This is a genomic window from Aquirufa sp. TARAVU-A1A, from assembly GCF_054558675.1.
Genome location: NZ_JBPXKP010000004.1, coordinates 91,027 through 117,430 on the forward strand (window position 1 = coordinate 91,027; position 26,404 = coordinate 117,430).

21 protein-coding genes are annotated in these 26,404 nt (G+C 41.4%); 13 read left to right on the forward strand and 8 right to left on the reverse strand.

The genetic code is table 11. From position 1 onward, the window contains the following. Positions 1-34 precede the first annotated feature (34 nt). On the reverse strand, positions 35-739 hold the full coding sequence (locus V7S75_RS06680; protein WP_459512458.1) for a hypothetical protein: 705 nt from the start codon (positions 737-739) through the stop codon (positions 35-37). Positions 740-1,401: 662 nt separating this feature from the next. After that, positions 1,402-3,480 (reverse strand): outer membrane protein assembly factor BamB family protein, encoded by a 2,079-nt coding sequence (locus tag V7S75_RS06685; protein WP_459512459.1) that lies wholly within the window; start codon positions 3,478-3,480, stop codon positions 1,402-1,404. A 99-nt stretch (positions 3,481-3,579) separates the two neighbouring features. On the opposite strand from V7S75_RS06685, the gene rhaT reads away from it, so the two are divergent. The 7 genes from rhaT (at position 3,580) to V7S75_RS06720 (ending at position 12,568) form a co-directional block, all read left to right on the forward strand. After that, the gene (rhaT, locus tag V7S75_RS06690; protein WP_459512461.1) at positions 3,580-4,635 is read left to right on the forward strand and encodes an L-rhamnose/proton symporter RhaT; all 1,056 of its coding nucleotides are present in this window, start codon (positions 3,580-3,582) and stop codon (positions 4,633-4,635) included. 10 nt (positions 4,636-4,645) lie between these two features. After that, on the forward strand, positions 4,646-5,644 hold the full coding sequence (locus V7S75_RS06695) for a GntR family transcriptional regulator (protein WP_459512462.1): 999 nt from the start codon (positions 4,646-4,648) through the stop codon (positions 5,642-5,644). 132 nt (positions 5,645-5,776) lie between these two features. Then, positions 5,777-7,180, forward strand: coding sequence for a 3-isopropylmalate dehydratase large subunit (gene leuC / locus V7S75_RS06700; protein WP_459512464.1), 1,404 nt, complete (start codon positions 5,777-5,779; stop codon positions 7,178-7,180). An 18-nt stretch (positions 7,181-7,198) separates the two neighbouring features. Continuing rightward, positions 7,199-7,789, forward strand: coding sequence for a 3-isopropylmalate dehydratase small subunit (leuD, locus tag V7S75_RS06705; RefSeq protein ID WP_459512466.1), 591 nt, complete (start codon positions 7,199-7,201; stop codon positions 7,787-7,789). A gap of 5 nt (positions 7,790-7,794) precedes the next feature. Continuing rightward, positions 7,795-9,306 carry an alpha-isopropylmalate synthase regulatory domain-containing protein gene (locus tag V7S75_RS06710; protein WP_459512468.1) on the forward strand — a complete coding sequence of 504 codons (1,512 nt, stop codon included), beginning with the start codon at positions 7,795-7,797 and terminating at the stop codon, positions 9,304-9,306. Between the two features lie 10 nt (positions 9,307-9,316). Continuing rightward, positions 9,317-10,390, forward strand: coding sequence for a 3-isopropylmalate dehydrogenase (gene leuB / locus V7S75_RS06715; protein WP_459512470.1), 1,074 nt, complete (start codon positions 9,317-9,319; stop codon positions 10,388-10,390). A gap of 63 nt (positions 10,391-10,453) precedes the next feature. Then, the gene (locus V7S75_RS06720) at positions 10,454-12,568 is read left to right on the forward strand and encodes a S9 family peptidase (RefSeq protein WP_459512472.1); all 2,115 of its coding nucleotides are present in this window, start codon (positions 10,454-10,456) and stop codon (positions 12,566-12,568) included. Between the two features lie 309 nt (positions 12,569-12,877). Here V7S75_RS06720 and V7S75_RS06725 read toward each other — a convergent pair whose 3' ends face one another. Next, positions 12,878-13,948, reverse strand: coding sequence for a M42 family metallopeptidase (locus V7S75_RS06725; protein ID WP_459512474.1), 1,071 nt, complete (start codon positions 13,946-13,948; stop codon positions 12,878-12,880). A gap of 152 nt (positions 13,949-14,100) precedes the next feature. Here V7S75_RS06725 and pfkA point away from each other — a divergent pair, with 152 nt between their 5' ends. Further along, a complete protein-coding gene (gene pfkA / locus V7S75_RS06730; RefSeq protein WP_459512476.1) occupies positions 14,101-15,075 on the forward strand; it encodes a 6-phosphofructokinase in 975 nt (324 codons plus the stop codon). On the opposite strand, the gene V7S75_RS06735 is transcribed toward pfkA, so the two are convergent. After that, positions 15,072-15,842 carry a YdcF family protein gene (locus V7S75_RS06735; protein WP_459512478.1) on the reverse strand — a complete coding sequence of 257 codons (771 nt, stop codon included), beginning with the start codon at positions 15,840-15,842 and terminating at the stop codon, positions 15,072-15,074. The two genes, pfkA and V7S75_RS06735, sit on opposite strands and share 4 nt — an antisense overlap. A 42-nt stretch (positions 15,843-15,884) precedes the next feature. On the opposite strand from V7S75_RS06735, the gene V7S75_RS06740 reads away from it, so the two are divergent. Beyond that, on the forward strand, positions 15,885-17,270 hold the full coding sequence (locus V7S75_RS06740; protein WP_459512479.1) for a DUF4369 domain-containing protein: 1,386 nt from the start codon (positions 15,885-15,887) through the stop codon (positions 17,268-17,270). Here the strand turns inward: V7S75_RS06740 and V7S75_RS06745 are convergent, their stop codons facing one another. Further along, positions 17,271-17,825: a septal ring lytic transglycosylase RlpA family protein gene (locus V7S75_RS06745; RefSeq protein WP_459512481.1), complete on the reverse strand. Its 555-nt coding sequence runs from the start codon at positions 17,823-17,825 to the stop codon at positions 17,271-17,273. A 172-nt stretch (positions 17,826-17,997) separates the two neighbouring features. Between V7S75_RS06745 and V7S75_RS06750 the strand changes: the two genes are divergently transcribed. Both V7S75_RS06750 and ychF read left to right on the forward strand, forming a co-directional pair. Continuing rightward, complete coding sequence (locus tag V7S75_RS06750) at positions 17,998-18,315, forward strand: DUF3276 family protein (RefSeq protein WP_377976178.1); 318 nt, start codon at positions 17,998-18,000, stop codon at positions 18,313-18,315. An 87-nt stretch (positions 18,316-18,402) separates the two neighbouring features. After that, positions 18,403-19,506: a redox-regulated ATPase YchF gene (gene ychF / locus V7S75_RS06755; protein ID WP_459512483.1), complete on the forward strand. Its 1,104-nt coding sequence runs from the start codon at positions 18,403-18,405 to the stop codon at positions 19,504-19,506. Here ychF and V7S75_RS06760 read toward each other — a convergent pair. The 3 genes from V7S75_RS06760 to V7S75_RS06770 are packed head-to-tail and all read right to left on the reverse strand — an operon-like array spanning position 19,503 to position 24,217. Then, positions 19,503-20,735, reverse strand: a complete 1,233-nt coding sequence (locus V7S75_RS06760; RefSeq protein WP_459512484.1) for a type IX secretion system plug protein — start codon at positions 20,733-20,735, stop codon at positions 19,503-19,505. The two genes, ychF and V7S75_RS06760, sit on opposite strands and share 4 nt — an antisense overlap. 1 nt (position 20,736) lies before the next feature. Further along, positions 20,737-22,611, reverse strand: coding sequence for an ABC-F family ATP-binding cassette domain-containing protein (locus tag V7S75_RS06765; protein WP_459512486.1), 1,875 nt, complete (start codon positions 22,609-22,611; stop codon positions 20,737-20,739). A gap of 40 nt (positions 22,612-22,651) precedes the next feature. Continuing rightward, positions 22,652-24,217, reverse strand: coding sequence for an FMN-binding glutamate synthase family protein (locus V7S75_RS06770; protein WP_459512488.1), 1,566 nt, complete (start codon positions 24,215-24,217; stop codon positions 22,652-22,654). 74 nt (positions 24,218-24,291) lie between these two features. On the opposite strand from V7S75_RS06770, the gene V7S75_RS06775 reads away from it, so the two are divergent. Both V7S75_RS06775 and mltG read left to right on the forward strand, forming a co-directional pair. Continuing rightward, entirely contained in the window at positions 24,292-25,371 is a 1,080-nt protein-coding gene (locus V7S75_RS06775; protein WP_459512490.1) for an Ldh family oxidoreductase, read from the forward strand. Position 25,372: 1 nt separating this feature from the next. Beyond that, positions 25,373-26,404: an endolytic transglycosylase MltG gene (gene mltG / locus V7S75_RS06780; protein WP_459512492.1), complete on the forward strand. Its 1,032-nt coding sequence runs from the start codon at positions 25,373-25,375 to the stop codon at positions 26,402-26,404.

Here is a 26,404-nt window from a genome sequence, read left to right on the forward strand (position 1 = left end):
GGGTGGTATTTAAAGAACTAATTGTTTAGTAACCTTAGAATTTGGAGATTTTAAGGCCGATACTTAAGCTTGTTGGTGCAAAATTTAAACTGGGTTTTCCTTCGGTCCATCCGTGTAGTGTACTATTTTTTTGGTAGGAAATGAACACGGATGTTTTGTCGGTGAGCAATTTGTGAATCTCCACGTTATAGCCGATCATCACGTGAATCGGGCTGAAATTTTCATTGTCGGCCAAATTGTAGGTGATGTTTTTGTTATTCATGATTTGTGTTTGAACACCGGTGAATAGTTTTTGTGCGCCTAGGTTTCCTTGTACGGCAATGGAAAAGCCTTTGTACAATTTTACCTCTGGGCCGAAGGCGGCATGGAGTCCAACGAAGTTGGTCTGATAGTTCAAAAGGATGTTTTGGAAATCTCCTGCTGCATTGAATTGGTTGATGTTGACGCCCAATTCATAGCGAAACATGCTGGCGATTTTGGCTAGTTTTTGGTGATTACCAAAGAAAATAGCCGTCTTAGAGAACTTGGAAATCAAGTCTGTGGTATCTACAAGTTCTTTGTTATATCGAAATGAAGCATGCATCCCACCCAACGGTTTAATGAAGTCGACAACGTCGCCCGTTGAGTTCTTGTATTGATAGTCGGTACTATTTAAACCCACCGTCCATTTCCAATGTTGTGCTTGAATTTGAATGCTTACACAGGCAAATATTGCAATGAAGTATAATTTTTTAACCATTTGATGTATTCTTAGAACTTGGGGAATTTCCCATCTTTCAAAATTAACATAGTATAGTCAAGCATTTGTGGAATTCAAGCGGTAGGTGTCCGACTTTTCGAAAATCGGACAACTTTATTAAGCGGTAAGTGCTATTAGACTTTAGACTTTAGACGTTGGACGTTAGTCGATGGATCGATTTTTTTGTAGAGACGCGATACTTCGCGTCTTCTAGATATTAGATTTTTGACGTTAGTCGTTGGAAGGCTTTCTCTTTGGCAAACCTAAAAGTATTGCGTCGATTGAAATCCCCAGACTGAAGTCTGGGGTTATAAATTTTCCTTTTAGAATGCGATTATCGCGTCTATTCCTTCAGGTTAATACCTGGGGTTTTTTATTCTTAACCCCAGACTTTAGTCTGGGGATCTCCCTAGGCTAAAGCCTAGGGTTCTAAAGCGCTTTAAGTCCAACGTCCAATGTCTAACGACCAATGTCTAACGTCTAACGTCCAATGTCCAACGTCCAATGTCTAACGTCCAACGACTAACGTCTAACGTCCAACGTCCAATGTCTAACGTCCAATGTCTAACGTCCAATGTCTAACGTCCAATGTCCAACGTCCAATGTCTAACGTCCAACGTCCAACGACTAACGTCTAACGTCTAACGTCCAATGTCCAATGTCTACAAACTAAACGCTAAAATGATATTCCCCTTCGGCGTCCCCAACTTCGTCCCACCACATGTCAAAACAATAAACTGTTTCCCATTGACCATGTAGGTGGTTGGTGTTGCAAAGGAGGCAAAAGGTAAGGGATAGCTTGCCAAAAGTTTTCCTGTTGCGGAAGCATATATACGAAGGGTGGCGTCTTTGGTAGCGGCGATGATGAGTAAACCACTTTTCGTAATGATCGGCCCTCCGTAATTTTCGCCGCCGGTATTATCATGTATTCCTTTGTTGGCGAGAGATGGTTCAGATCCGAATGGGATTTTCCATAAATAGTTACCTGTATTCATATCAATCGCATTCAAGGTTCCCCATGGGGTGCTTAAACCCGGTAAGCCATCGGAATCCAAGAATTTGTTGTAGCCACTCATTTGATAAGGAACGATTGCTGGTGAATTGGTGGATGCTACTTCTTTGGAAGCTAATCCTTGTATGTATGCGGCAATGGCGTTTTGCTTTTCTGGACTGATGTGGCCAAAACCTGGCATCATGCCTTTTCCATTTCGTATGATTTGTGCAATGTATTTGGCATCTTGCTTTTTTTCTATCCCTAATAAGCTCGGGTAGCCGGATGCTGGGTTTCCTTTGCGGTCCGTTCCATGGCAATTCGCGCAGCTTTGTTGGTATAAGCCTTCGCCACTCGTCGAGTTGCTTGCTTTGTTTTTAACCATTTTCTGTATCCAGCCCATTTCATTACTATTGATGTACAGAATTCCTTTTTCGGGATCAGCTCCCGCGCCGCCCCATTCGCCACCACCATCGAAGCCGGGAAGGATTAAGGTTCCTTGTTCGCTTGGGGTATCGTACCAACCTCTTTTTAATTTGCCCAACGTAGCGGAAAGTTCTTCCTTGTTTTTGGCATAAGGACTCAAATCACTCGGTTTGATCTCATTGGATAAGCGCGCATAGGGTTTGGGTAAAACTGGATAGGGTTGTGTTGGCCAAACATGTTCGCCCGGTAATCCTGTTCGTTCCACCGGGATTTCTTTAATATCAAATAAGGGTTTTCCCGACACGCGGTCGAAGAGAAATACAAATCCCTGTTTGGTGATTTGGGCTACAGCATCAATGCGTTTTCCATTGCGGGTCACGGTGATCAAATTCGGTGGCGCAGGTAAATCGCGATCCCATAAGTCATGGTGTGTCGTTTGAAAATGCCAAAGCCTTTTTCCTGTTTTTGCATCCAAAGCAAGCAGGCAATTGGCATATAAATTTTGGCCTTTCCGATTTCCTCCCCAAAAATCATATCCCGCGGATCCCGTTGGGACATAAATAATGCCGCGCTTACGGTCCACTGCCATGCCGGCCCAGTTGTTCGCCGCGCCTGTGTAGGTATTTTGGTAGGCATCTTTTGGAAAAGTTGCATAACCTTTCTCGCCCGGATAAGGGATGGTATGAAAGCTCCAAACTAATTTTCCAGTATAGATGTTGAATGCACGAATGTCGCCCGGAGCCGCATCAGCCCCCTCAGATAAGCGCAAAGGCATGACGATGACGTCGCCCACGATCGTTCCTGGCGTGTTTGAAATCATGAATTTATTTTGCGCAATCTTGGGTAAACCCGTATGCAAATCTACCTTCCCATGATCTCCAAAGGTTTCAATAGGCTTTCCCGTTTTGGCATCCAAGGCCCAAAGATTAGGTCCAGCCGTATATAATATGCGTCCATTCGCATAGCTCAAACCGCGGGATGTGCTAGCCCAATTTTTCAGCGGATCGCCAAAGCGCCAAATTTCCTTGCCCGTCGCCGCATCCAAGGCGAAGGCTTGCACGGATGCACTGACACTATAAAGTATACCATTCACCGTAATGGGATTCGCCTGCATTTGTCCCGAATCGGGTAGGGCGTATGTCCATGCGACTTGCAGGTCTTTGACATTGCTTTCGTTGATTTGTGTCAGCGGGGAATAATGGTTGCGGTCGGGGCCGCCTAAATACTCCGACCAGTCGACATCTTCATTTACTTGAAATCCGGTTATTCCATAGATTAGGGAAAAACCGAGGAATATTTTGACTTTCCTAGGGAGGCTAAGCATAGTTGGGCTATTTATTTAAACTACTTTCGATTCCAATTTATTACTATTTTGGGTAATATTGGAAACCTTTTGACTTTGAAAATTATAAACAATTAACACATGGGTGCTATTTTAGGCTTACTATTTCATTCGCTTGGGGGCTTTGCTTCGGGTTCATTTTACATTCCTTACCGTAAAATCCATGTGTGGTCTTGGGAAAGTGCTTGGTTAGTGGGAGGGGTATTTTCATGGTTGATCGTTCCGATTGTAGCGGCTTATTTGACGATTCCGGATTTCATGAGTATTATCCAACAAGTAGATTCAGATGTGTTTTTCTGGACTTTTACCTTTGGCGTTTTGTGGGGTATTGGTGGTTTGACTTTCGGATTAGCCATGCGTTTTTTGGGGATGTCTTTAGGGATGTCGATTGCACTAAGCTTGTGCAGTATTTTTGGTGCATTAGTTCCGCCGATTTACCGGGAATTCGCAGGAGTTTCGGGAGATACGATTTCGCATATTGCGGGTAGTACAGGAGGCCAAGTGGTATTGTTAGGGATTTTGGTCTGTGTTTTTGGTATTTATCTGTGTGGCAAGGCGGGGATGATGAAGGAAAATGAATTGTCGCAGGAGCAAAAACAAGAAACGATTAAGGAATTTAGTTTAACGAAAGGCTTGATCGTGGCAACCATTTCAGGTCTTTGCAGTGCTTGTTTTAATTTTGGTATTGAGGCCGGGAAAGATATGGCAGGGGCTGCGGTGGCCAAAGGCTGTGATCCTTTGTTTCAGAACAATGTTATTTTTATTGTGGTGCTTTGGGGTGGTTTTCTGACCAACTTCGTGTATTGCATGTATTTGAATTTCAAGAATAAGTCTTTTGGGGATTATGCAGATGCTGAAGCACCCTTGCGCATGAATTATACTTTTGCCGCTGTGGCAGGTACAACCTGGTTCTTGCAATTCTTCTTTTATGGGATGGGTGAGAGTAAATTAGGCAATGGGGCAAGTTCTTGGATTCTGCACATGGCTACGATTATTTTGACGTCTAATTTCTGGGGTATCTACTTCAAGGAATGGAAAGGGGTTTCAAAACAAACCATGCGGACGGTCATTACGGGTATTGTTGTAATTTTGGTTTCCGTATTAATCGTAGGTTTAGGTAATTCTATTAGCGAATAAGTTGATTTCATTGATTCATATAGACGAGTTTTCCTCCACGCCCAAATACCGGCAGTTGGCCAATTCCATTGTTGAGGGTATCCAAGCAGGTAAAATCAAGCAGGGAGATGTCTTGCCGTCGATCAATGAGTTAAGTTTTGAGCATTATATTTCGCGGATTACGGTTGAGAAGGGATATAATTATTTGAAGTCTTTGGGGATCGTGGAATCCGTGCGCGGGAAAGGATTTTTCATTAGCGCCGGCAGCGTCCCGGCTAATTTTCGGATATTCCTCTTATTCAATAAGTTATCGGTTCATAAAAAAATGATTTACGATTCCTTTGTGGCCTCTATGGGGCCTATGGCGGGTATCGACTTCTATATTTACAACAACGATTTTAACCTATTCAAGCGAATCATCACGAAACGCGAATTGGACTATTCGCATATCGTCATCATTCCGCATTTTATGGAGGGGGATTCCATCGCAGTTGATTTCATCAATTCGCTCCCGAAAGAAAAACTCATCCTCTTAGATAAATTATTGCCGGGTATCCAAGGATCCTATGGGGCCGTTTATGAGAATTTCGAAAAGGATATTTATCAAACATTGCTACAAGCGAAGGATGCCTTAGCGAAATATCATACGATTCAGTTGGTTTTTCCAGCATCCAGCTATTACCCTAAAGCCATCGTCAAAGGTTTCGAGCATTTTTGTCGGGACTATGCCTTCGATTTCAAAGTATCCGAAGAAGCCCAACCGGAAAAAGGGACGGCCTATATAACGGTCATGGAGGACGACCTGATTGATTTATTAGATCAGATTAAGCAGCAGGGTTTAAGCCTAGGAAAAGATATTGGCTTGATTTCATACAATGAAACCCCGATCAAGCGTTTGTTATTCGATGGGATTTCCACGATTTCAACGGATTTTGTCAAAATGGGGGAGTTGGCAGCAGATTTGGTCAAAACCAATGCACGCAATAAGATTGAAAACCCCTTTTCATTTATTCAGCGATCTTCCTTGTAATCTGTGGTATTTACCAAATTTTATTTGGTGTATTTCCAATTTGATGCCCTGAATCCTTTGCATTATTGCAAAAAAATCGGCATTTTTGTAGCTTAATTTTATTGAAAGCGCTTAAAAATTTAAATTATACGAATGAGCAATTCTCCAACAACCTTATTTGATAAAGTATGGGATTCCCACGTGGTTCGGAAAATCGAAGATGGTCCGGATGTTTTCTTTATCGATCGCCATTTTATCCATGAAGTAACGAGTCCAGTAGCCTTTTTAGGTTTGGAGCAACGTGGAATTGGGGTGATGTATCCAGAACGTACGTTTGCAACAGCGGATCATAACACGCCTACGATCAACCAACATTTACCGGTGGAAGATCCTTTGTCGGCCAATCAATTACAGCAATTAGCCACAAACTCTGCCAAATACGGTATTTCACACTGGGGATTAGGAGATCCTAAAAATGGTATCGTACACGTTGTAGGACCTGAAAATGGGATTACGTTGCCAGGTTTCACGATCGTTTGTGGTGATTCACATACGTCGACGCACGGGGCATTCGGTGCGATTGCTTTTGGTATCGGTACTTCAGAAGTGGAGATGGTTTTATCATCTCAATGCATCATGCAGCCGAAGCCTAAGAAAATGCGTATCAACGTAAATGGTCAATTAGGTAAAGGAGTTACGCCAAAAGACGTGGCTTTATATATCATTTCAAAGTTAACGACTTCAGGCGCAACGGGTTATTTCGTTGAGTATGCGGGTGATGTGTTTGTGAACATGAGCATGGAAGGCCGTATGACAGTTTGTAACTTGAGTATTGAGATGGGTGCTCGTGGAGGTATGATTGCTCCGGATCAAACGACATTTGATTATATTCAAGGCCGACCATTGGCTCCGAAAGGCGCTGATTGGGATACGCAATTAGCGTACTGGAAAACCTTAAAAACCGATGCAGGTGCTTCATTTGATGAAGAAATCAATTTCAATGCATCTGATATCGAGCCAATGATTACCTATGGAACAAATCCAGGTATGGGTATGGGTATCTCGAAACATATTCCAAAAGCGTCAGAAGTAGAAGGTGGTGTTGCAACTTATGAAAAGTCTTTAGACTACATGGGATTTGCTGAAAATGATTCGATGATTGGTAAGAAAGTAGACTACGTGTTTATCGGTTCTTGTACAAACGGTCGTATCGAAGATTTTAGAGCTTTTGCATCGATTGTGAAAGGACATAAAAAAGCGGATCATGTAACGGCTTGGGTAGTTCCAGGTTCTCATATCGTGGAAGCTCAAATTAAAGAAGAAGGTATTTTGGATATTTTGACGGAGGCGGGATTTGTGTTGCGCCAACCGGGATGTTCGGCATGTTTAGCGATGAACGATGATAAGATTCCTGCTGGTAAATATGCGGTGAGTACGTCGAATCGTAACTTTGAAGGACGTCAAGGTCCAGGTTCTCGTACTTTATTAGCGAGTCCATTAGTGGCTGCGGCTGCGGCAATTACCGGGGTTGTAACAGATCCAAGAGAGTTTTTATAAGATTTAAATTAGAGCAAGATGGCTTACGATAGTTTTAGTGTATTGAAAAGTTCAGCCGTTCCGATGCCTATCGAGAACGTAGATACAGACCAAATCATCCCAGCACGTTTCTTAAAAGCAACGGAGCGTAAGGGTTTTGGTGATAATTTATTTAGAGATTGGCGTTACGATAAGAACGACCAACCGAAACAAGATTTCGTATTAAATAACCCAACGTATTCAGGTAAGATTCTCGTAGGAGGAAAGAACTTTGGTTCAGGTTCTTCGCGTGAACACGCGGCTTGGGCGATTTATGATTACGGTTTCCGTTGTGTTGTTTCTTCCTTCTTTGCGGATATTTTCCGTGGGAATGCGATCAACGTAGGTATTTTACCGGTTCAGGTTTCTCCAGAATTCTTACATCAGATATTTACAGCGATTGAAAAAGATCCGAAAACGGAATTAGTTGTTGATTTGCCAGCGCAAACCATCACGATTTCAGCTACAGGTGCATCGGAATCTTTTGCGATCAATGGCTACAAGAAACACAATTTGTTAAACGGTTTCGACGACATCGATTACTTACAAGCGATGAAGTCGGAAATCGCGGATTTTGCCTCTAAGCGATAAGATTCATGCGCCACATTGAAATCATGGATACAACCCTCCGGGATGGTGAACAAACCAGCGGGGTATCTTTCTCGGCTTCTGAAAAGTTGACCATTGCTCAATTGCTATTAACTGAATTAAAGGTTGATCGCATTGAGATTGCGTCTGCGCGTGTTTCAGAGGGCGAATTTCAGGCTGTGAAGAAAATTACTTCTTGGGCTGCTCAGGCGGGCTTTTTAGACCGGGTGGAAGTCTTAACGTTTGTGGACGGTGGTACATCGGTGCAATGGATGTTGGATGCAGGGGCCAAAGTTATGAATTTGTTGACCAAAGGTTCCTTGAATCATTTGCAGCACCAACTGAAGAAAACGCCGGAACAACATTTTGCTGAAATTCAAGCCACGATTGAATTGGCGAATTCCAAAGGTTTATCGGTGAATGTCTACCTAGAAGATTGGAGTAATGGAATGCGTAATTCGAAAGAATACGTCTTACGTTACTTGGATTTTATTACGCTATTGCCTGTTAAGCGTGTGTTATTGCCAGATACCTTGGGCGTTTTGACGTATTGGGAAACGGGCGAATATATCAAAGAATTGGTTGCGCATTATCCGAATACACATTTCGATTTTCATGCGCACAATGATTATGATTTAGGTACAGCGAATGCGCTTGAGGCGGTTCGTAATGGTATTCATGGCTTACACTTGACGGTGAATGGAATGGGTGAACGAGCAGGGAATGCTCCTTTGGCATCTGTTATTGCCGTTTTGAACGACTACCAAAAAGATGTGAAAACATCCGTTTGCGAAAAGTCACTCTATTCGGTGAGTAAATTAGTGGAGACCTTCTCGGGTTTCCGTATTCCAGCAAATAAACCGGTTGTAGGGGAGAATGTATTTACCCAAACAGCAGGAATTCATGCGGATGGGGACAAGAAAAATAATCTGTATTTCAATGAGTTGATGCCGGAGCGTTTTGGCCGTGAGCGTAAATACGCCTTGGGTAAAACTTCGGGTAAAGCGAATATTGAGAATAATTTAGCGGCATTGGGCATTCAATTGTCGGATTCAGATTTGAAGAAAGTAACGCAACGTATCATTGAGTTGGGCGACCGCAAGGAGGTTGTTACGCAAAATGATTTGCCATACATCATTTCAGATGTCTTGGATTCAGATGCGATTGAGGAGCGTGTGCAGGTTTTGAATTATGTATTAACGCATTCCAAAGACTTACGTCCTTCAGTAACCCTGAAAATTTCGGTTGATGGGGAGATCTTCGAGGAACATGCGCAAGGCGATGGCCAATACGATGCATTCATGCATGCCTTGGCTATCATTTTTGAGAAAAACGGGCAGAAATTAGCTCAGTTGACGGATTATGCGGTGCGCATTCCGCCAGGAGGTGAGTCTGATGCACTTTGTGAGACCATTATTACGTGGAATCATGGTGGCAAAGAATTGATTACAAGAGGTTTGGATTGTGACCAAACGGTGTCTGCCATCAAGGCGACCCAAAAAATGTTGAATTTGATTTAATAAACATATCATGGCAAAAAAACATATCCTAATTGTTCCAGGTGATGGAATTGGACAAGAAGTAACCGAAGTAGGTAAAAAAGTATTGGAGAAAATTGCGGCGAAATTTGGCCATGATTTTACTTATGATGAGGCATTAATTGGCCACGTTGCGATTGAAGCGACAGGTGATGCGCTTCCTGAAGAGACTTTAGTAAAAATGAAAGCGTCTGACGCTGTGCTTTTCGGTGCAGTAGGACATCCTAAATATGACAATGATCCATCTGCGAAAGTTCGTCCAGAGCAAGGTTTGTTGAAAATGCGTAAGGAATTAGGTCTTTATGCGAATCTACGTCCAATCAAATTGTTCGATGAATTATTGTCGGCATCTAGCATCAAGCCTGAAATATTGAAAGGAGCAGACATTTTATTCTTCCGCGAATTAACGGGGGATATTTATTTTGGTGAAAAAGGCCGCAAAAACAATGGTGATACGGCTTATGACGTCGCTGAATACAGCCGTTATGAGGTTGAGCGTATCGGTCGCAAGGCTTTTGAAGCAGCTCGTACACGTAAGAAGCATTTAGTTTCCGTAGATAAGGCAAACGTATTGGAATCCTCACGTTTATGGCGTGAAGAAATTCAGAAATTGGCTTTGGAGTATCCAGATGTAACGGTTGAATACCAATTCGTAGATGCAACGGCGATGTTGTTAATCAAAGATCCAAAGCGTTTTGATGTGGTTGTTACGGCCAACTTATTTGGAGATATCTTAACGGATGAGGCTTCTCAAATTGCAGGTTCGATGGGGATGCTAGCTTCTGCTTCTATCGGTGATGGAACGGGTGTTTATGAGCCTATTCATGGGTCGGCGCATGATATTACGGGTAAAGGTTTAGCGAATCCGATGGCTTCTGTATTATCTGCAGCTTTATTGTTAGATATTTCATTTGGTATGAAAGCAGAGTCGGAAGCTGTGATTAATGCCGTAGATCAGGTGTTGAAGAAAGGATTCCGTACAGGGGATATTGCTGATGCGTCTACCGACAAATCGATGATTTTAGGAACAGATGCGATTGGTGAAGAAATTCTTAAATTGATTTAATCAATTCATCTTTTATTTTCTAATTTTAAGGCTTGCGACATATTTCGCAAGCCTTATTTTTTTATGATGCGGACACTATTATTCATTCTCTTTGTTTCTTTTGGCGCTTTAGCCCAAAATACCATTCAGGTTACAGATCTAATGAAGATCAAGTCGGTAGGTAAACCGAGTTTCTCCCCAGATGGACAAAAGTTTTTATATACGGTGACGTCCGTGGAAGATGATCCGGATACCAAAGGTGATTTTGTCTATCAAACGCATTTGTATGTAGGGGATGTCGCAACGAAAACTTCTCGTGCCATGACTTCGGGTCGCTATTCGATTAGCGGGGCCAATTGGTCGGCGGATGGCAAATCCATTCTGTTTACGCGGGATTTAGGGAATAAGTCGCAAGTATACCAACTGAGTTTAGCGGGAGGTGAGGCATTAGCGTTAACGAATTCAAAGGTTTCGGTACAAAATCCATCGATTTCAAAGCATGATGGTAAATTATATTATACATCGGGCATTTCATTGAAAGACTTCTATGTGGATTCGATTGCGAATCCTCGTCATTTGATTCCATCGTGGTCATTGGAAAAACCTCAAGTTTCGAATGCCGCATTTGTATCCAAAGCGAAAGCAAATCCGAATGGAAGCATCGAAGAAGTTCGTGCCTATTTAGCCCAAAATGAGAAAGATAAAAAGGCCAAAGTAATCAATCGACTACAATTTCAGGAGGAAATGACTACGTCGGGAGAGATTTCTTTGTCGACCATTTATGCGTTGAGTTTGGAAGCAGGAGCCAAACCCGTAGCAATTAATAATCCTTTGCATCGCTGGTCGGATTGGGAGCAATTGAACGCCAACAGCTTTTTGGTGATTTTGCCGGCGGATAGTTTGACGCATCCCGATAAGGTGCTTGAAAGTCAAATCGTTCGTTACGATGCTGTTTCTCGTGCCTACACGTCTTTATTAATCAAAGCTGGATATCGATATTCGAATTTAAGTATCAATAACAAAGGTGACCAAGTTGCTTTTTTTGAATCGAAATCAACAGGTGTTTCGAATCCTGTTTTAAAAGTGTTGAATTTGTCTTCGGGTTTGACTCAAGATGTGTCTTTAGATCGTGTGATTACACAAGTAAAATGGTCGGCGGATGATTCGAAATTATATTTAACGCCACAAGATCAAGGTGCTGTTCCCATGGTAGAATATACCTTGGCTACGAAGAAATTTAAAACCTTGACTTCGACGATGGAAGGTGTTTTGGGCTTCGATGTGGCAGGTGATCAATTTATTTATGCTAAGACGTCGATAGAAAACCCATCGGAATTGTATATGCTTTCTAATGGAAAAGAGTCACGTTTAACGGATTTCAATGCTGTTTGGTTAAAGGATAAGCAATTAGCTAAAGCGGTGAAACACCAGTTTATTAACAAATTAGGTCAAACGGTTGATTATTGGGTGATGAAGCCGATTGGATATCAGGAGGGGAAAAAGTATCCTTTGGTTGTGGAGATTCATGGAGGCCCTACTGCGATGTGGGGAACGGGCGAAGCAAGCATGTGGCATGAATTTCAATACTATGCTGCGAAAGGATATGGCATTGTTTATTGTAACCCACGCGGAAGCGGGGGATACGGAACACCTTTTATGGCTAGTAATGTAAAAGATTGGGGAGCAGGGCCGATGGCAGATGTGATGCGCGTAACAGATTTAGCGATCAAAGAAGGTTGGGCAGATACAACGAAATTAGGGGTTACGGGTGGTTCTTATGCGGGGTATTTGGTCGCATGGATTGTTGGCCATACAAACCGATTTAAAGTGGCTGCCGCCCAACGGGGAGTTTATGAATTGTCGACATTTTTTGGAGAAGGCAATGCTTGGCGTTTGGTTCCCAATTATTTTGGTGGTTATCCTTGGGAAAAAGCGACAAGAGCTGTGTTGGATCGTGAATCCCCATTAAGTTATGTAGCGAATATCAAGACACCATTGATTATTTTCCATGGCGAAAATGACCTTCGAACCGGTGTAATCCAAAGCGAAATGCTGTATAAGAGCTTGAAGCAATTGGGTCGTGAGGTAGAATACGTGCGTCATCCGGGTGCTTCACATGAGATTACACGTGCTGGTAACAATCGGCAGCGGATTGATCAGATGTTGAGGACGTGGGAGTTTTTTGCTAGATATCTGTAGAGACGCGATACCGCGCGTCTAGTAGACTTTAGACGTTAGACGTTGGATTTGGGACGTATTATTTATAACCCCAGGTTAATACCTGGGGTTATAAAGTTTCACTCCATTCTGGGGAATAGACACTATGTATCGCGTCTAGTAGACTTTGGACATTAGACTTTAGTCGTTGGATAGGGAACATTTTTTTATAACCCCAGACTTCAGTCTGGGGATTAGATGCGAAGTATCGCGTCTCTACAATGCAAACCATCGTCAAGCGTCCAACGACCAATGTCCAATGTCCATCGTCCAAAGTCTAACGTCTAACGTCTAACTAAAATACCTCCAATCTTCATTCCCCTTCACCTTCAACAACGATTGATAGATCAACTCAATCACTGCCTCCATGTCACTTTTGGCAATGGTTTCTACGGTTGTGTGCATGTATTTTAAAGGTAGTGATATCAAAGCAGACGCAACGCCTTCTGTTGCATAAGCGAATGAATCTGTATCCGTTCCTGTAGAACGTGAAACGGCTTGGCGCTGGAAATCGATGTTGTTTTCTTTGGCCACATCGATGATGAAATCACGCACATTGTTTTGCACGGCAGGGCCATAGCAAATAACAGGTCCTTTGCCACAAGACATATCACCTTGGGTTTTCTTGTTGTACATGGGCGATTGTGTATCATGGGTCACATCGGTAATGAATGCCAAATCCGGTTTTAATCGGCGAACAATCATTTCCGCACCACGTAATCCAATCTCTTCTTGAACTGAGTTTACCACATAAAGCGTAAAAGGTAATTGAATGTTATTCTCTTTCAATTTACGCGCCACTTGCGCGATCATATAACCTCCGATTCGGTTGTCTAAAGCACGACCCACTAAATACTTGTTATTTAATTCAGTAAGGCCATCTTCAAACGTAACAACCGTTCCCACGTGAATGCCCATTTCTTCTACTTCCTTCTTGTTCGCAGCACCGCAGTCGATGAAGATATCGTCAATCGAAGGAGCTTTGTCTTTGGCAAGATCACGCACGTGGATGGCTGGCCAACCGAAAATTCCCTTTACGACTTTTTCCTTGGTATGAATATTAGCTCGCATGGAAGGTGCGATTAAGGCATCTGATCCTCCGTTCCGACGAAGAAACAAATATCCATTGTCATCAATGTAATTGACGAACCAAGAAATTTCATCGGCATGCGCTTCAATGACTACTTTATAAGGCTGTCCAGGATTGATAACTCCCACGGCAGTACCATACGTATCGATAATTTTTTCTTCGATGTAAGGTTTAAGGTAGTCCAACCAAATTTGTTGGCCTGAAGATTCAAAGCCTGTAGGCGAAGCATTGTTTAAATAACTATATAAGAAATCGTTAGCTGTTTTAGACATAATCATCATTTTTTAATTCATGCAAATTACAAAACTTTATAGATGAATTTTATAAAAAATCGATTCAAAATCTAGGCTAATTTTGTGTATTAAACGATTAAAATCGTATTTTTGGTAGATATTCATGGTAACATGTATTTAAAAATAGATTGATGAAGAAAATAGCTGTATTTACCTCAGGTGGTGACGCTCCCGGAATGAATGCGTGTATTCGTGCGATTGTGCGGGGTGCTGCCTATCATGGAGTAGAAGTTTATGGAATTATTCGCGGATACAATGGTATGATCAAAGGGGATATTATCCCGTTAAATTCACAGTCCGTTAGCAATATTATTCAACGTGGTGGAACGATTTTAAAATCTGCTCGTTCAAAAGAATTTATGACAACAGAAGGCCGTCAAAAAGCCTATGATAAATTACAAGAGTTAGGAATTGAAGGCCTCGTAGCGATTGGGGGAAATGGAACTTTTACGGGTGCAGAGATCTTCTTTAATGAATTCAAAATACCTACGGTAGGAGCCCCAGGTACCATTGATAACGATTTATACGGAACTGATTATACGATCGGTTATGATACCGCGGTGAATACGGCTTTAGATGCGATCGATAAGATTCGTGATACGGCAGATTCGCATGATCGCGTATTTTTCATCGAGGTAATGGGCCGCGATTCAGGTTATATTGCCGTTCAGTGCGGTATTGCAGGTGGAGCGGAAGCCTTGATGATTCCTGAAAATTTAACTCCAGTAGATGAAATTGTTACGATTTTGAATAATGGTTTTGCGAAGCAAAAATCATCATCGATTGTCGTAGTTGCTGAAGGAGATGAAGAAGGGAATGCACAAATTGTTGCTAAAAAGATTCGTGAGAAAATGGGCAATAAAATTGATATTCGGGTGACAACTTTAGGGCACATCCAACGTGGAGGTATTCCTACTGCCTATGACCGTATTTTAGCGTCTCGATTAGGTTTAGGAGCTTTAGAAGGCTTGTTACGTGGCGAAAAAAATGTGATGGCGGGTGTAATTAATAACCAATTGGTATATACGCCTTTCCACGATACGATCACGAAGAAGAAACCTGTATCGGAAGATTTGATACGTATGGTTGAAATTTTGTCTACCTAGGCATATCCTACAATGCGGTAAATGATGAATCCAAACATTTCACGCAATAAATAAGATAGCTTATACAATTCTTTCTCGGAAGGAACGATACATTCAAGGACACCTAAATCGGTGTCCTTTTTTTTGCTGTCTACCACGTAAGGGATGCAATGTAATCCCTCTTTGGTAAAACATGCAGATGCTCTCCGCATGTGGAAGGCAGAGGTAACCAAAAGTATGGGGCCATGAATCTTTAATGAATGAACCATGCGTTTGCTAAACTTTGCATTTTCGTGTGTATTTCGAGCCTGGTTTTCTACCAAAATCTTTGCTTCGGGGATTCCTAATGCCATCAGAATCTTTTTCACCTGCATCGTTTCATTGCTTTGGTCTATTTTAAGGCTGCCGATGGACGTGTTGCCTCCCGTAATAAGAATTTGGTCCACTTTGCCTGCTTTGTAGAGTAGCGCAGGCTGCAGGAAACGATCCGCGCTCTCGCCTACATTAATCCGATTTTTATCTTCCTGATTGGCCCGAATCATCTCTCCGCCTAAAATAATGGCTAAGGAATAATGTCCTTTCGCTTCGCTTTGTGGTAATTCATAGGCTGAAAAGAGTCCGTTAACGACCCATGTATTGCTTCCCAATATCAAAATAACTAATAGACAAAATCCCGCCGTTCTTTTTAATTTGACCTTTTTGGCGAACAAACTGAGGCATGTCAACGCAATTAACCAAGATATTGGTAAAAGTATAAAATCAATAATTTTAGATAGCGTGAAAAACATTGTATTTTTGAAATTAAGAATATTAAAATTAGCCTAAAATTTATGAAAGTCCTCTCAATCTTATTGCTTCTTTTTACGGGATTTTATTGTATTCAAGCACAGGATTCTGCTTTTGAAATCAAAGGCAAAATCAAGGGTTTGCAAAATACAGAGGTGTATTTGGCGCATTACTTTGGCGCAAACCAACAAGTCATTAAAGATACGGCGCAAGTGGATCAGGATGGCAATTTTGTATTTCAAGGCAATGAGAAGTTGGATGAAGGATTATATTTGGTTTCGTTTAACAAGAATAAATATTTTGATTTAGTCATTGGCAATGCAAAATTTTCGTTTGAGACGGATACGGCTGATGTAGTGGGTCAAATGAAGGTGAATCAGAGTCCTGAGAATGAGGCTTTTTATGCCTTTCAACGAGATATGACGGCAGCTTATTTGAGTTTGCAATCGAAGCAAAAACCGGAGCAAATTCGGACAGAAATGGCTACGCTTCAAAAGAAGTGGATAAAGGATCACTCAAGTTTATTTGTATCTAAACTGATTAATGCAAGTTTAGAACCTGAAATCCCTGCTTACAACAAACCCGTGAAAAGTTCCAAGGATAGCAGTGACTTATTTAAATTTCAATTTACCTATTACAAAAAGCATTATTTCGACAATGTCGATTTGAATGACGAGCGATTTATCAGAACACCCTTCTTACAAAAGAAAATTGATAAGTATTTCGAAGATTTGGTTGTACAAGAATCGGATTCAATTGCTAAAGATGCAGATCGATTATTGCTTGGGATTAAGAATCCAGCCATGCGCAAATACGTGGTTTATAAAATTGCTAGTACTTATGAGAACCATAATGTGGTAGGGACGGATGGTGCCTTCGTTCATTTAGCTGAGAAATATTACATCGGGGAACCCCAATTGTGGGATACGACGACCATTCGAAAGATGAAAGAACGAATTGCGATTATCAAACCCTTGTTAATCGGTAAGCGTATTCCTGAAATGTTTTTAACAGATCCTTCGGGCAAATTGTTAACTACGTCATCGATACAGGCGAATTATACGATTCTTTTTATCTACGATCCCGATTGTAGCCATTGCAAAGAAGAAACGCCTAAGTTATTGAAACAAGACGCTTATTTCAAATCGAAAAATATTGCTGTATTAGCCGCTTGTTTGGTGCGTGATAAGGTTATGTGGAAAAAGTTTATCGAAGAGTTTAAGATTCAAAACTGGAAGAATGGTATCGATATACATATCAATGCGAAAACTGGCAAAGAAGAATATTACACGGATTTCCAAAAAACTTTTGATGCCTACGCAACTCCAGTGGTCTATATCTTAGATAAATCGAAAAACATCATTGGGAAAAGAATTCCTGTTGATAAGATTCAGGACTTCTTGAAGTTTTATGAAGGCAAGCGGAAATAATTAACGCTGAATACGCAGTTTGCTTTTCGGTTTTTTACCTTTTTTTAGGAAGCGCTTATGCTTGATTCGAGGTTTAATGCGATATTTCTTTTTGTATTTAAGGCGTGTTTTTTGATAGAATTTTTTACTGAATTTTGGTGTAGTTTCTAATTCCAATTGGTGGTAGGGGATGAGCATCAACTCATTTTCAAACCCAATGATTTTAATCTTCACCTTGGCTAAACCTACTTTCCGAAGATTGATTTTCTTAGCTGCCGCTTCTGTTAAATCAATAATACGTCCTCGTTTATAGGGGCCCCGATCATTAATACGAACAACCACACTTTTTTTATTGTAGATGTTGGTCACCTCGACTAGGGTATTAAACGGAAACAAGCGGTGAGCAGCCGTGTATTCTGTTTTACGTAATAATTCTTGGTTGGCCGTTCGCTTATTATAAAAGGATTTTGAATAGAAAGATGCGATGCCATAACTTTCATCACCGAGCTCCTGAGAATACCCGTCAAAGGGATTCAGGCAGCTGATTAAAAGGATTATGGGTACAAGGTAACGCATGTTTGAACTTCAATATTCCCTTCAAAGTTTGACTTTTATTGTGGGAATTAAAAATATTATCAAAATAATGCAAGAATTTCTTGAAGTAGGAATTGAAATTCCCTGCAATATTTTTGAGTGAATAAGAATTAATAGTAGATTTACACATTGTCAAACCTAATTTACTTTAACAGTGGAAGAAAGAGATAGAGAAGAATTGTTTTCCAAACGAATCCGAGCAGGTAAAAGAACTTATTTTTTTGATGTAAAATCTACACGTTCACAAGATTATTACATAACCATCACAGAAAGCCGTCGTCACCAAAAAGAAGATGGTTTTGTGTATGAAAAACATAAAATGTTCCTGTACAAAGAAGACTTTGACAAATTTGTAGAAGGCCTTAATGAAGCTGTTAATCATGTGAAAACCGAATTGATGCCCGATGTGGATTTTACTCAGTTTAATCGCGACGAAGACGAATTTGGTGGGACTGACCTGAAGTGGGAATAAGATATTCGATTATTTTTGAAAAGCCTCTGAGAAATCGGAGGCTTTTTTCATTTTTAGCCGTATTTTTGCAGCTTATTAAATTTATATATGGGATTAACTTGTGGAATTGTTGGCTTACCTAACGTAGGGAAATCAACTTTATTTAGTGCAATATCATCGAACAAAGCGGAAGCGGCCAATTACCCGTTCTGTACCATTGAACCTAATGTGGGTATCGTAACGGTTCCAGACGATCGGTTAAATGTATTAGCTGAATTCGTAAAGCCGAATCGTATTTTACCTACTGTGATTGAATTTACGGATATCGCTGGTTTGGTGAAAGGTGCTTCTCAAGGTGCAGGTCTTGGCAATAAATTCTTAGCGAATATTCGCGAAGTAGACGCAATCATTCACGTAGTTCGTTGTTTCGAGGATGAAAACATCATTCACGTGGAAGGCCGTGTGAATCCGATCTCCGATAAGGAGATTATCGACATGGAATTGCAATTAAAAGATTTGGAATCTGTCGATAAGAAAATACAAAAAACAGAACGTGCTGCGAAAAATGGAGATGCTAAAGCAAAACAAGAGTTTGCTGCTTTGCAACAGTTTAAAGCAACGTTGGAAGAAGGAAAATCGGCACGTACCGTTGTGATGGATGCAGATTTACGTGAGGTTGCTGTAGGCGATCTATGTTTGTTGACAGACAAGCCCGTAATCTACGTGGCCAATGTAGATGAAGCTTCTTTGACGAAAGGAGGTAATGAATTTGTAGATGCTTTACGTGCGAATGTCGCAGCGGAGCAAGCAGAAGTTATCGTTGTTTGTGCTGCATTAGAAGCTCAAATTTCTGAAATTGAAGATTTAGAGGAACGTCAAATGTTCCTAGATGAATATGGTTTAGCCGAATCAGGTTTAAGTAAATTGATTCGTAGCTCTTACGCCTTGCTTAATTTGATTACCTACTTTACGGCTGGTGTTCAAGAAGTTCGTGCTTGGACGATTCAAAAGGGCTGGAAAGCTCCACAAGCCGCTGGGGTAATTCATACCGACTTTGAGCGTGGTTTTATTCGTGCGGAGGTGATTAAATTTGCCGACTACCAAACCTATAAAAGTGAAGCGGCTTGTAAAGAAGCAGGTAAGCTAAGTGTAGAAGGAAAAGATTACATCGTTCATGATGGTGACATCATGCACTTCAGATTCAATGTTTAATTGATCGAACTGACTTTTTGGTAACCGATCAATTCATCGTATCGCTTGCCAGGTTTGCGTAGATATACAAAGATTTCATAACTATTTTCGGTTTGAGCATAATTCCCTTCTAAGTAATTGGAAGGGTTTTTTGTTTCAAATCGGTAATTATAGATTCCTTGTTTTAATTGAATACTAGTTTCATATATCCCTGCACTTTCATTGTAATGCATTTCATTTTCAGTTGTTTTTTGAAAATGATTAAATGCCCCGCAGACATAGATTTGCTCCGATTGTTTAGGTGCTTTTAAGCGAAAAGTACATGTGACATAATCCGCAAAAAGCTGATTACTTGAATTTTCATAGTTCTCAATCACATAAGCGCCATTGTTATCATTTCGCTGCACATAGGCATAATTCCCCTGTGGCGTTTCGAGAAGCGTAAACAATCGAGTTTCATTTTCTCTCACATCCCAATGATCGATATAACTTAATTTTTGTTGCGTACTTCGAAGGTCAACTAATCGATATTCGTTTCCTCCAGCGATGGCTTGCTCGTTTTCGTAGGTAGGAAAACTAATGCTTTGTTCCATCGGATTAATGATTCCCGTAGGCATTTTCGGCAGTTGATTTTGAATGATTTCATTCTGCTTTACGTAAATTTTTAGATCCTCGGCCGCATTGAGCATGAGTCCGCTTGGGTACTTTAATTTTATGTCTAGGTTTTGATGGGTGTTGCGTAAGGAATTGCTCCGACCAAATCGAACTTGGGTCGCAACGGTCAACTCCTGTGAAAATACACAATAGCGCTGCGTGAGGATTGTATCCCTTTTGGCTCTATTGTACAACATGACAACATAATTGCCTGCAAGCTTTACGCGTGGTATAGCGATTTGATAATGCCGATAAGGTACTTTGGTACCCATGGAGGCCTGCGAATCACGTACGGGGATATCATTGAAATCCTGAAGAAACTCGATGTCGGAAAGGGGGGAAGCCGTCCAGTCCGACTGGCAATGAATCACACGCAAATAGAGCGAATTACGATTCTGCAGGGATAAGTCATCAAAGGTTAGATAATTCCCTTGAGCGCTAATGTCAAAAGTCGGCTGTGCCTGAATGAGCTCATGCGGAACTAACTGACTTAGATAAACACTCTTAATTTGCGGATCAATAATTTGATTTTGTATTTGCCCTATTGCAGTTAATTGGAATGAAATTAATAAAACGATAAATAGGGCGCTTCGCATATTAGCCGATTAATAACTCCCATTCGGCAGTTGTTTCCTCTAATTTAACTTGTACAGCATGGCGTTTTGTTTCTAAGGCTTTTAGCTCATCAAATTTTGATTCTGCAGCTACGCTGGCCATCTCGTTTTCGATCTGCTCAATTTCCTGTTCCAATTCCATGATTAGATTCTCCAACTTCTCAATGGCCTTTGCTGTATTTTGATTAACTGGTTTATGCTCAACGGGAGCTAATTCAGGCTTTGGCTTAGTAACAACCGCTTTGACAGTCGTTTGATTCGTAGGTCTGCTCGCCATCCAAGTTTCATATTCATCAAATGAACCAGGATATTCTTTAATCTCATGATCCTCAATGTACCAAATCTTGTTGGCTATATTTGAAACGAAATAACGATCGTGGGAAACGACTACGTAAGTTCCTTCGTATTGTTGTAAGGCTTGGATTAAGATATTCACCGACTGCATGTCCAAGTGGTTGGTCGGCTCATCGAGTAAAAGGAAGTTGGCCTCTGAAATCAATACCTTCGCCAATGCCACACGGGATTTTTCACCTCCCGATAATACCTTGATTTTTTTGAAAACTTCTTCCCCAGAGAACAAGAAACAGCCCAAGACACTACGCAATTCCATTTCGGTTTTCGTGGTACCTGTCGCTTTTAGTTCATCGATTAAGGTATTTTCTACGTTCAAACTCTCTAATTGATGTTGTGCAAAGAAGGATTCAATCACATTGTGACCTGTTCTACGCTCTCCTTCTATTTCTTCCGTACCGGAAATGACACGTAATAAGGTCGATTTACCTTTTCCATTCGCACCAATCAAGGCAATTTTATCTCCTCGGTTAATTGTAGCGGAGGTTTTTTTCAAGATAACCTTCTCGCCATAAGCTTTTGAGATATCCTCTAAAAATAAGATAAAACGGCCAGGTTCAGTCCCAAAATTGAATTTGAAATTCACCTTTGCTTTTTCATCGATCACATCATCAATGATATCAATCTTCTCCAATGCCTTGACACGGGATTGTACTTGACGCGATTTGGAAGCCTTCGCTTTAAAACGCTCAATAAATCGCTCTGTTTGACGAATTTGAGCTTGTTGGTTTTCAAACGCTCCCTTTTGAATTTCGTTCCGCAAGGATTTTTCCTCCGTGTAATACGAATAATTTCCAGGATATAATGTGATTTTCGCACCGGAAACCTCGGCAATATGATCAATTGTACGATCTAAGAAATAACGGTCGTGGGAAACAACCACAATCGCACCTTCGTAATCATGTATGTAATTTTCTACCCATTCAATTGACGGTAAGTCCAAGTGGTTGGTAGGCTCATCAAGCAATAAAAGGGAAGGTTTTTGTAGAAGCAATTTGGCCAACATCACCCGCATACGCCATCCTCCAGAGAATAGTCGCAATGGCCGATTTAAATCATCCGTATTGAAACCCAATCCTTCCAGAATTTCTTCGGTTTTGGATTGAATCGTATAGCCATCTAATCGTTCGAATTCCTCTTGTAATTTGGCAAGTAAATCCACATCCTTGTCCTCATAATTTGTTTCCATCTTATGTAAGACTTGGTCAATCTCCTTCTGAAGTTCTAGTTGGCGGCCAAACGCCTGCATCGCCACCTCCAAAATACTATCATCCGTTTGATAGGAGAGTAGATCTTGATTTAAAAATCCGATGGTGCAATCGCCCGACTTCGAGATATTCCCTCCATCTGGCGTGTATTCACCTGAAATTAAGCGAAGCAAGGTTGATTTACCTGTACCATTCGCCCCAATGAGGCCAATTTTCGCTTTAGGTTTGATGTGAAGATTGGCTCCTTCGTATAGGGCCCGACTACCGAAATAGAAATTTAGATTGGATATTGATAACATGGGTGCAAAGATAATCGTTTATCTTCAATCCATAGGTCTATCAGGCCAAACGATTTCGTGCATTTGCTCCTCCTAAATGCGGGCAGGCAAGTAAGTCATTGAAATTATCATAAGCAATCGGAGTTTTGTGATATCCGTAAGCTTTGGATAAGGTCATTGTTCGGTTGTTGTCGCCCATCGAAAGTTCGATGTCATCCATGGTCATTTGGCAAGGATGTTCATAACCACAGGCATGTGTGATTTCAGCTATTTCTTTCACTAAGGTGTAATGATAGCGGTAATAGCGCTCACTTTTTAGTGTGATGTCGATTCCTGCTTGTAACCATTTATTCGATGTTGCAATCCCCGTAGGACAATGATTGGTATGGCATTTTTGAGCCTGAATACAACCGATGGACATCATGGCTTCGCGGGCGATATTGATGGAATCTGCACCCATGGCGAAGGCCAACAAGGCTTTTTCAGGGAAACCTAATTTTCCGGAAGCAATGAAATAGATCTTGTCGGTCAAATCATGGCGTTGAAAGATTTGATATACTTTAGCAAATGCAAATGTAAAAGGCATTGATACGTGATCCGCAAATGCATGAGGTGCGGCGCCTGTTCCTCCTTCGCCACCATCAATCGTGATGAAATCGGGTCCTTTGCCTGTTTTAGCCATATATGCGGCTAGTTCTTCCCATTGTTCTAATTTTCCAATGGCTGATTTTACACCTACAGGCAAGCCAGTTTCATTGGCCATGGATTCGATGAAATCCACCATTTCTGGGACATTGCTGAATTGCGCATGGAAAGCAGGAGAGATTGCGTCTTTGCCCATGGGAATATGGCGAATGTCCGCAATTTCTTGGTTGATTTTCGAAGCTGGCAGCATACCCCCTTTACCAGGTTTAGCCCCTTGAGACAATTTTAATTCGATGGCGCGAAGCTGTGGATTCTCCTCTACTTTTTGCTTCAATTTATCCATCGAGAAAGTTCCATCTAATTCTCTTACGCCAAAATAGGCCGTTCCGATATTCAATACTACATCAGCGCCAAACTGGTGATAAGGTGATAATGATCCTTCTCCCGTATTGTGGTAGCAACCAGCTAATTGGGCTCCTTTGTTTAAAGCTTCAACAGCTTTGGCCGAAAGGGAACCATAGCTCATTCCTGATATATTGACAACCGAGTAGGGGCGAAAAGGTCTTTTACGGTTGTGATACTGGCCGATTACCTTGGTAGCAGGCAAAACGCCAGGGTTTTTCTTGCTTGGATGATCCGCCGGAGGATTATAACCCATCATGGCATTCTTGATGAAGATATAGCCCGGTGAATTAAAGTCTTGATCGGTTCCAAATCCCTGTAAGTTATTCTCGTTTTTGGAAGATGCATAGATCCAAGAACGTTCTTGTCGGTTGAAAGGTAATTCTTCCCGGTTATTAGCAACGATATATTGTCGCAACTCAGGACCTATTTGCTCGAGCCAATAACGTATGTGCCCAACGATAGGAAAATTATGTGTGATGGTGTGACTCTTTTGAACGAATACGTCACGGATGATAACGGCTACTAAAACAATTCCGACCCAGAACCAAGCTGAGTTTACCCATTGATTGATTTCCATTTGTTGATGATTTTAGAACAAATTTGATAAATTTTTCCCAATTCTTATTTTTATCTTTGTTGTTAAATTTTGTTATGCAAGTAGACTACAAACAACTCAAGCAATTTGTCAGTTCCGTTTTTGAATCCATCGGTTGCCCCGAGCAGGATGCGGATTTAGCGGCGCATGTTTTGGTGTCAGCGGATGCCCGAGGAATTGATTCGCATGGCGTAGCGCGTTTGGCAGGATATGTGCGTTTATATGACAATGGACGCTTAAATCCGAAGCCACATATTCAAATCTTACACGAGAGTCCTTCCACTGCTTTAGTTGATGGAGATCGAGGTTTAGGACTTGTTGTAGCTCCAAAGGCGATGGAAATTGCCACGGAAAAAGCAGCGATTGCAGGAACGGGTTGGGTTGCGGTACAGAATTCCAATCACTTTGGCATTGCGGGTTATCATGCGATGAAGGCTGTGGAGAAAGATATGATCGGCTGGGCCATGACGCATGCGGCTCCTTTAGTGACGCCAACGTTTTCTCGGGAAAAATTATTGGGTACAAACCCGATTGCTGTAGGGATTCCTGCCAACGAAGAACCTGCTTTTTTAGCTGATTTTGCGTCTACGGCTGTGGCTTATGGAAAATTAGAGATATTGCAACGCAAAGGTTTAGATACCCCTTCAGGTTGGGTACAAGATAAAGACGGTAATCCCTGCCATGATGCTTTTGCGATAAAAAATGGAGGGGCTTTATTGCCTTTGGGCGGTGATCGAGAGCATGGATCTCACAAAGGATATGCCTTAGGTGCAATTGTGGATATTTTATCCGGAGTTCTTTCTGGGGCTAATTTTGGTCCTTGGGTTCCGCCATTTGCGACGGCTGGTTTTATGCAAGCAGGTGAAACGGTGGGAAATGGAACAGGTCATTTTTTAGGTGCAATGCGAATTGACGCATTTCGACCGGCAGAAGCGTTTAAAGACGATATGGATAAATGGATCAAACGTTTCCGTGCTGCTGATGCGGTTGAAGGACAAAAGGTTATTATTCCGGGTGACCCTGAACGCGAATTAGAAAAGATACGTCTGCAAGAAGGGATACTTTTATTGGATCCGGTAGTTGCCGACTTAAAAGGCTTAGCAAGCCGTTTTGCATTAGATTTTAATATAGCTTAAGATGGTATCAAATAAAAAAATCAAGATTTTTATCCTTGTGTTTTCGTTGGTGACAGCGATGTTTTCATATTACGTTTGGCAAATTTTCAAAACGCCTAATTTTAATGTGAAAGGGGATTCTTATGCCATTTTAATCCCCAAAGGAGCTGATTTTAAACAAGTCTTGGATAGCTTAGATAAACATGATGTTGTACGGGATAAATTAAGTTTCCGATTTTTGGCGAAGGTTTTGGGTGTTGCTGAAAAAGTGAAGCCAGGTCGCTATGTGGTAGGTCCAGAATCAGGTAACTGGGAATTGTTGCGTAAGATGCGTAATGGCCGACAAGATGCCTTACGAATTACCATTAATAACTTTCGTTTAAAGGAAGACATCGCGGGCAAGTTGGGGAAGCAATTACCTTATGATTCTACCTACATCATGAAAATGTTGGACTCAAGTGCCATTACTGAGCAATACGGTTACAGCCCTGAAACCATCGCATGTTTATTCATACCGGATACCTATGAGGTGTTTTGGACATCTTCTTTTGATGAATTCATGAAGAAAATGGAGAAGGCTAACAAACGTTTCTGGAATCAAAAGCGTGTTAACCAAGCGTCGGCTTTAGGTATGACGCCAATTCAAGTGGGTATTTTGGCATCGATTGTTTATGGAGAAAGTAAAGAATCGGCTGAGCAAGCTCGGATTGCGGGTGTTTATTGGAATCGTTTCCGAACAGGAATGCCACTTCAAGCGGACCCAACGATCGTTTTCGCATGGAAAGACTTCACGATTAAGCGTGTGACAGGGAAGTATACAGCTATTAATTCGCCGTATAATACGTATCGGAATGTAGGATTGCCTCCGGGACCCATTTCGATTCCTCCGGTGGATGTGATTGATAAAGTATTGAATTTAGAGAAACACGAGTATTTGTATTTCTGCGCGAAGGAGGATTTTTCAGGTTTCCATAATTTCGCCAAAACCTATCCAGAACACATGCAAAATGCGGCTAAATATCAGGCTGCCTTAGACGCTCGTAAAATTAAATAA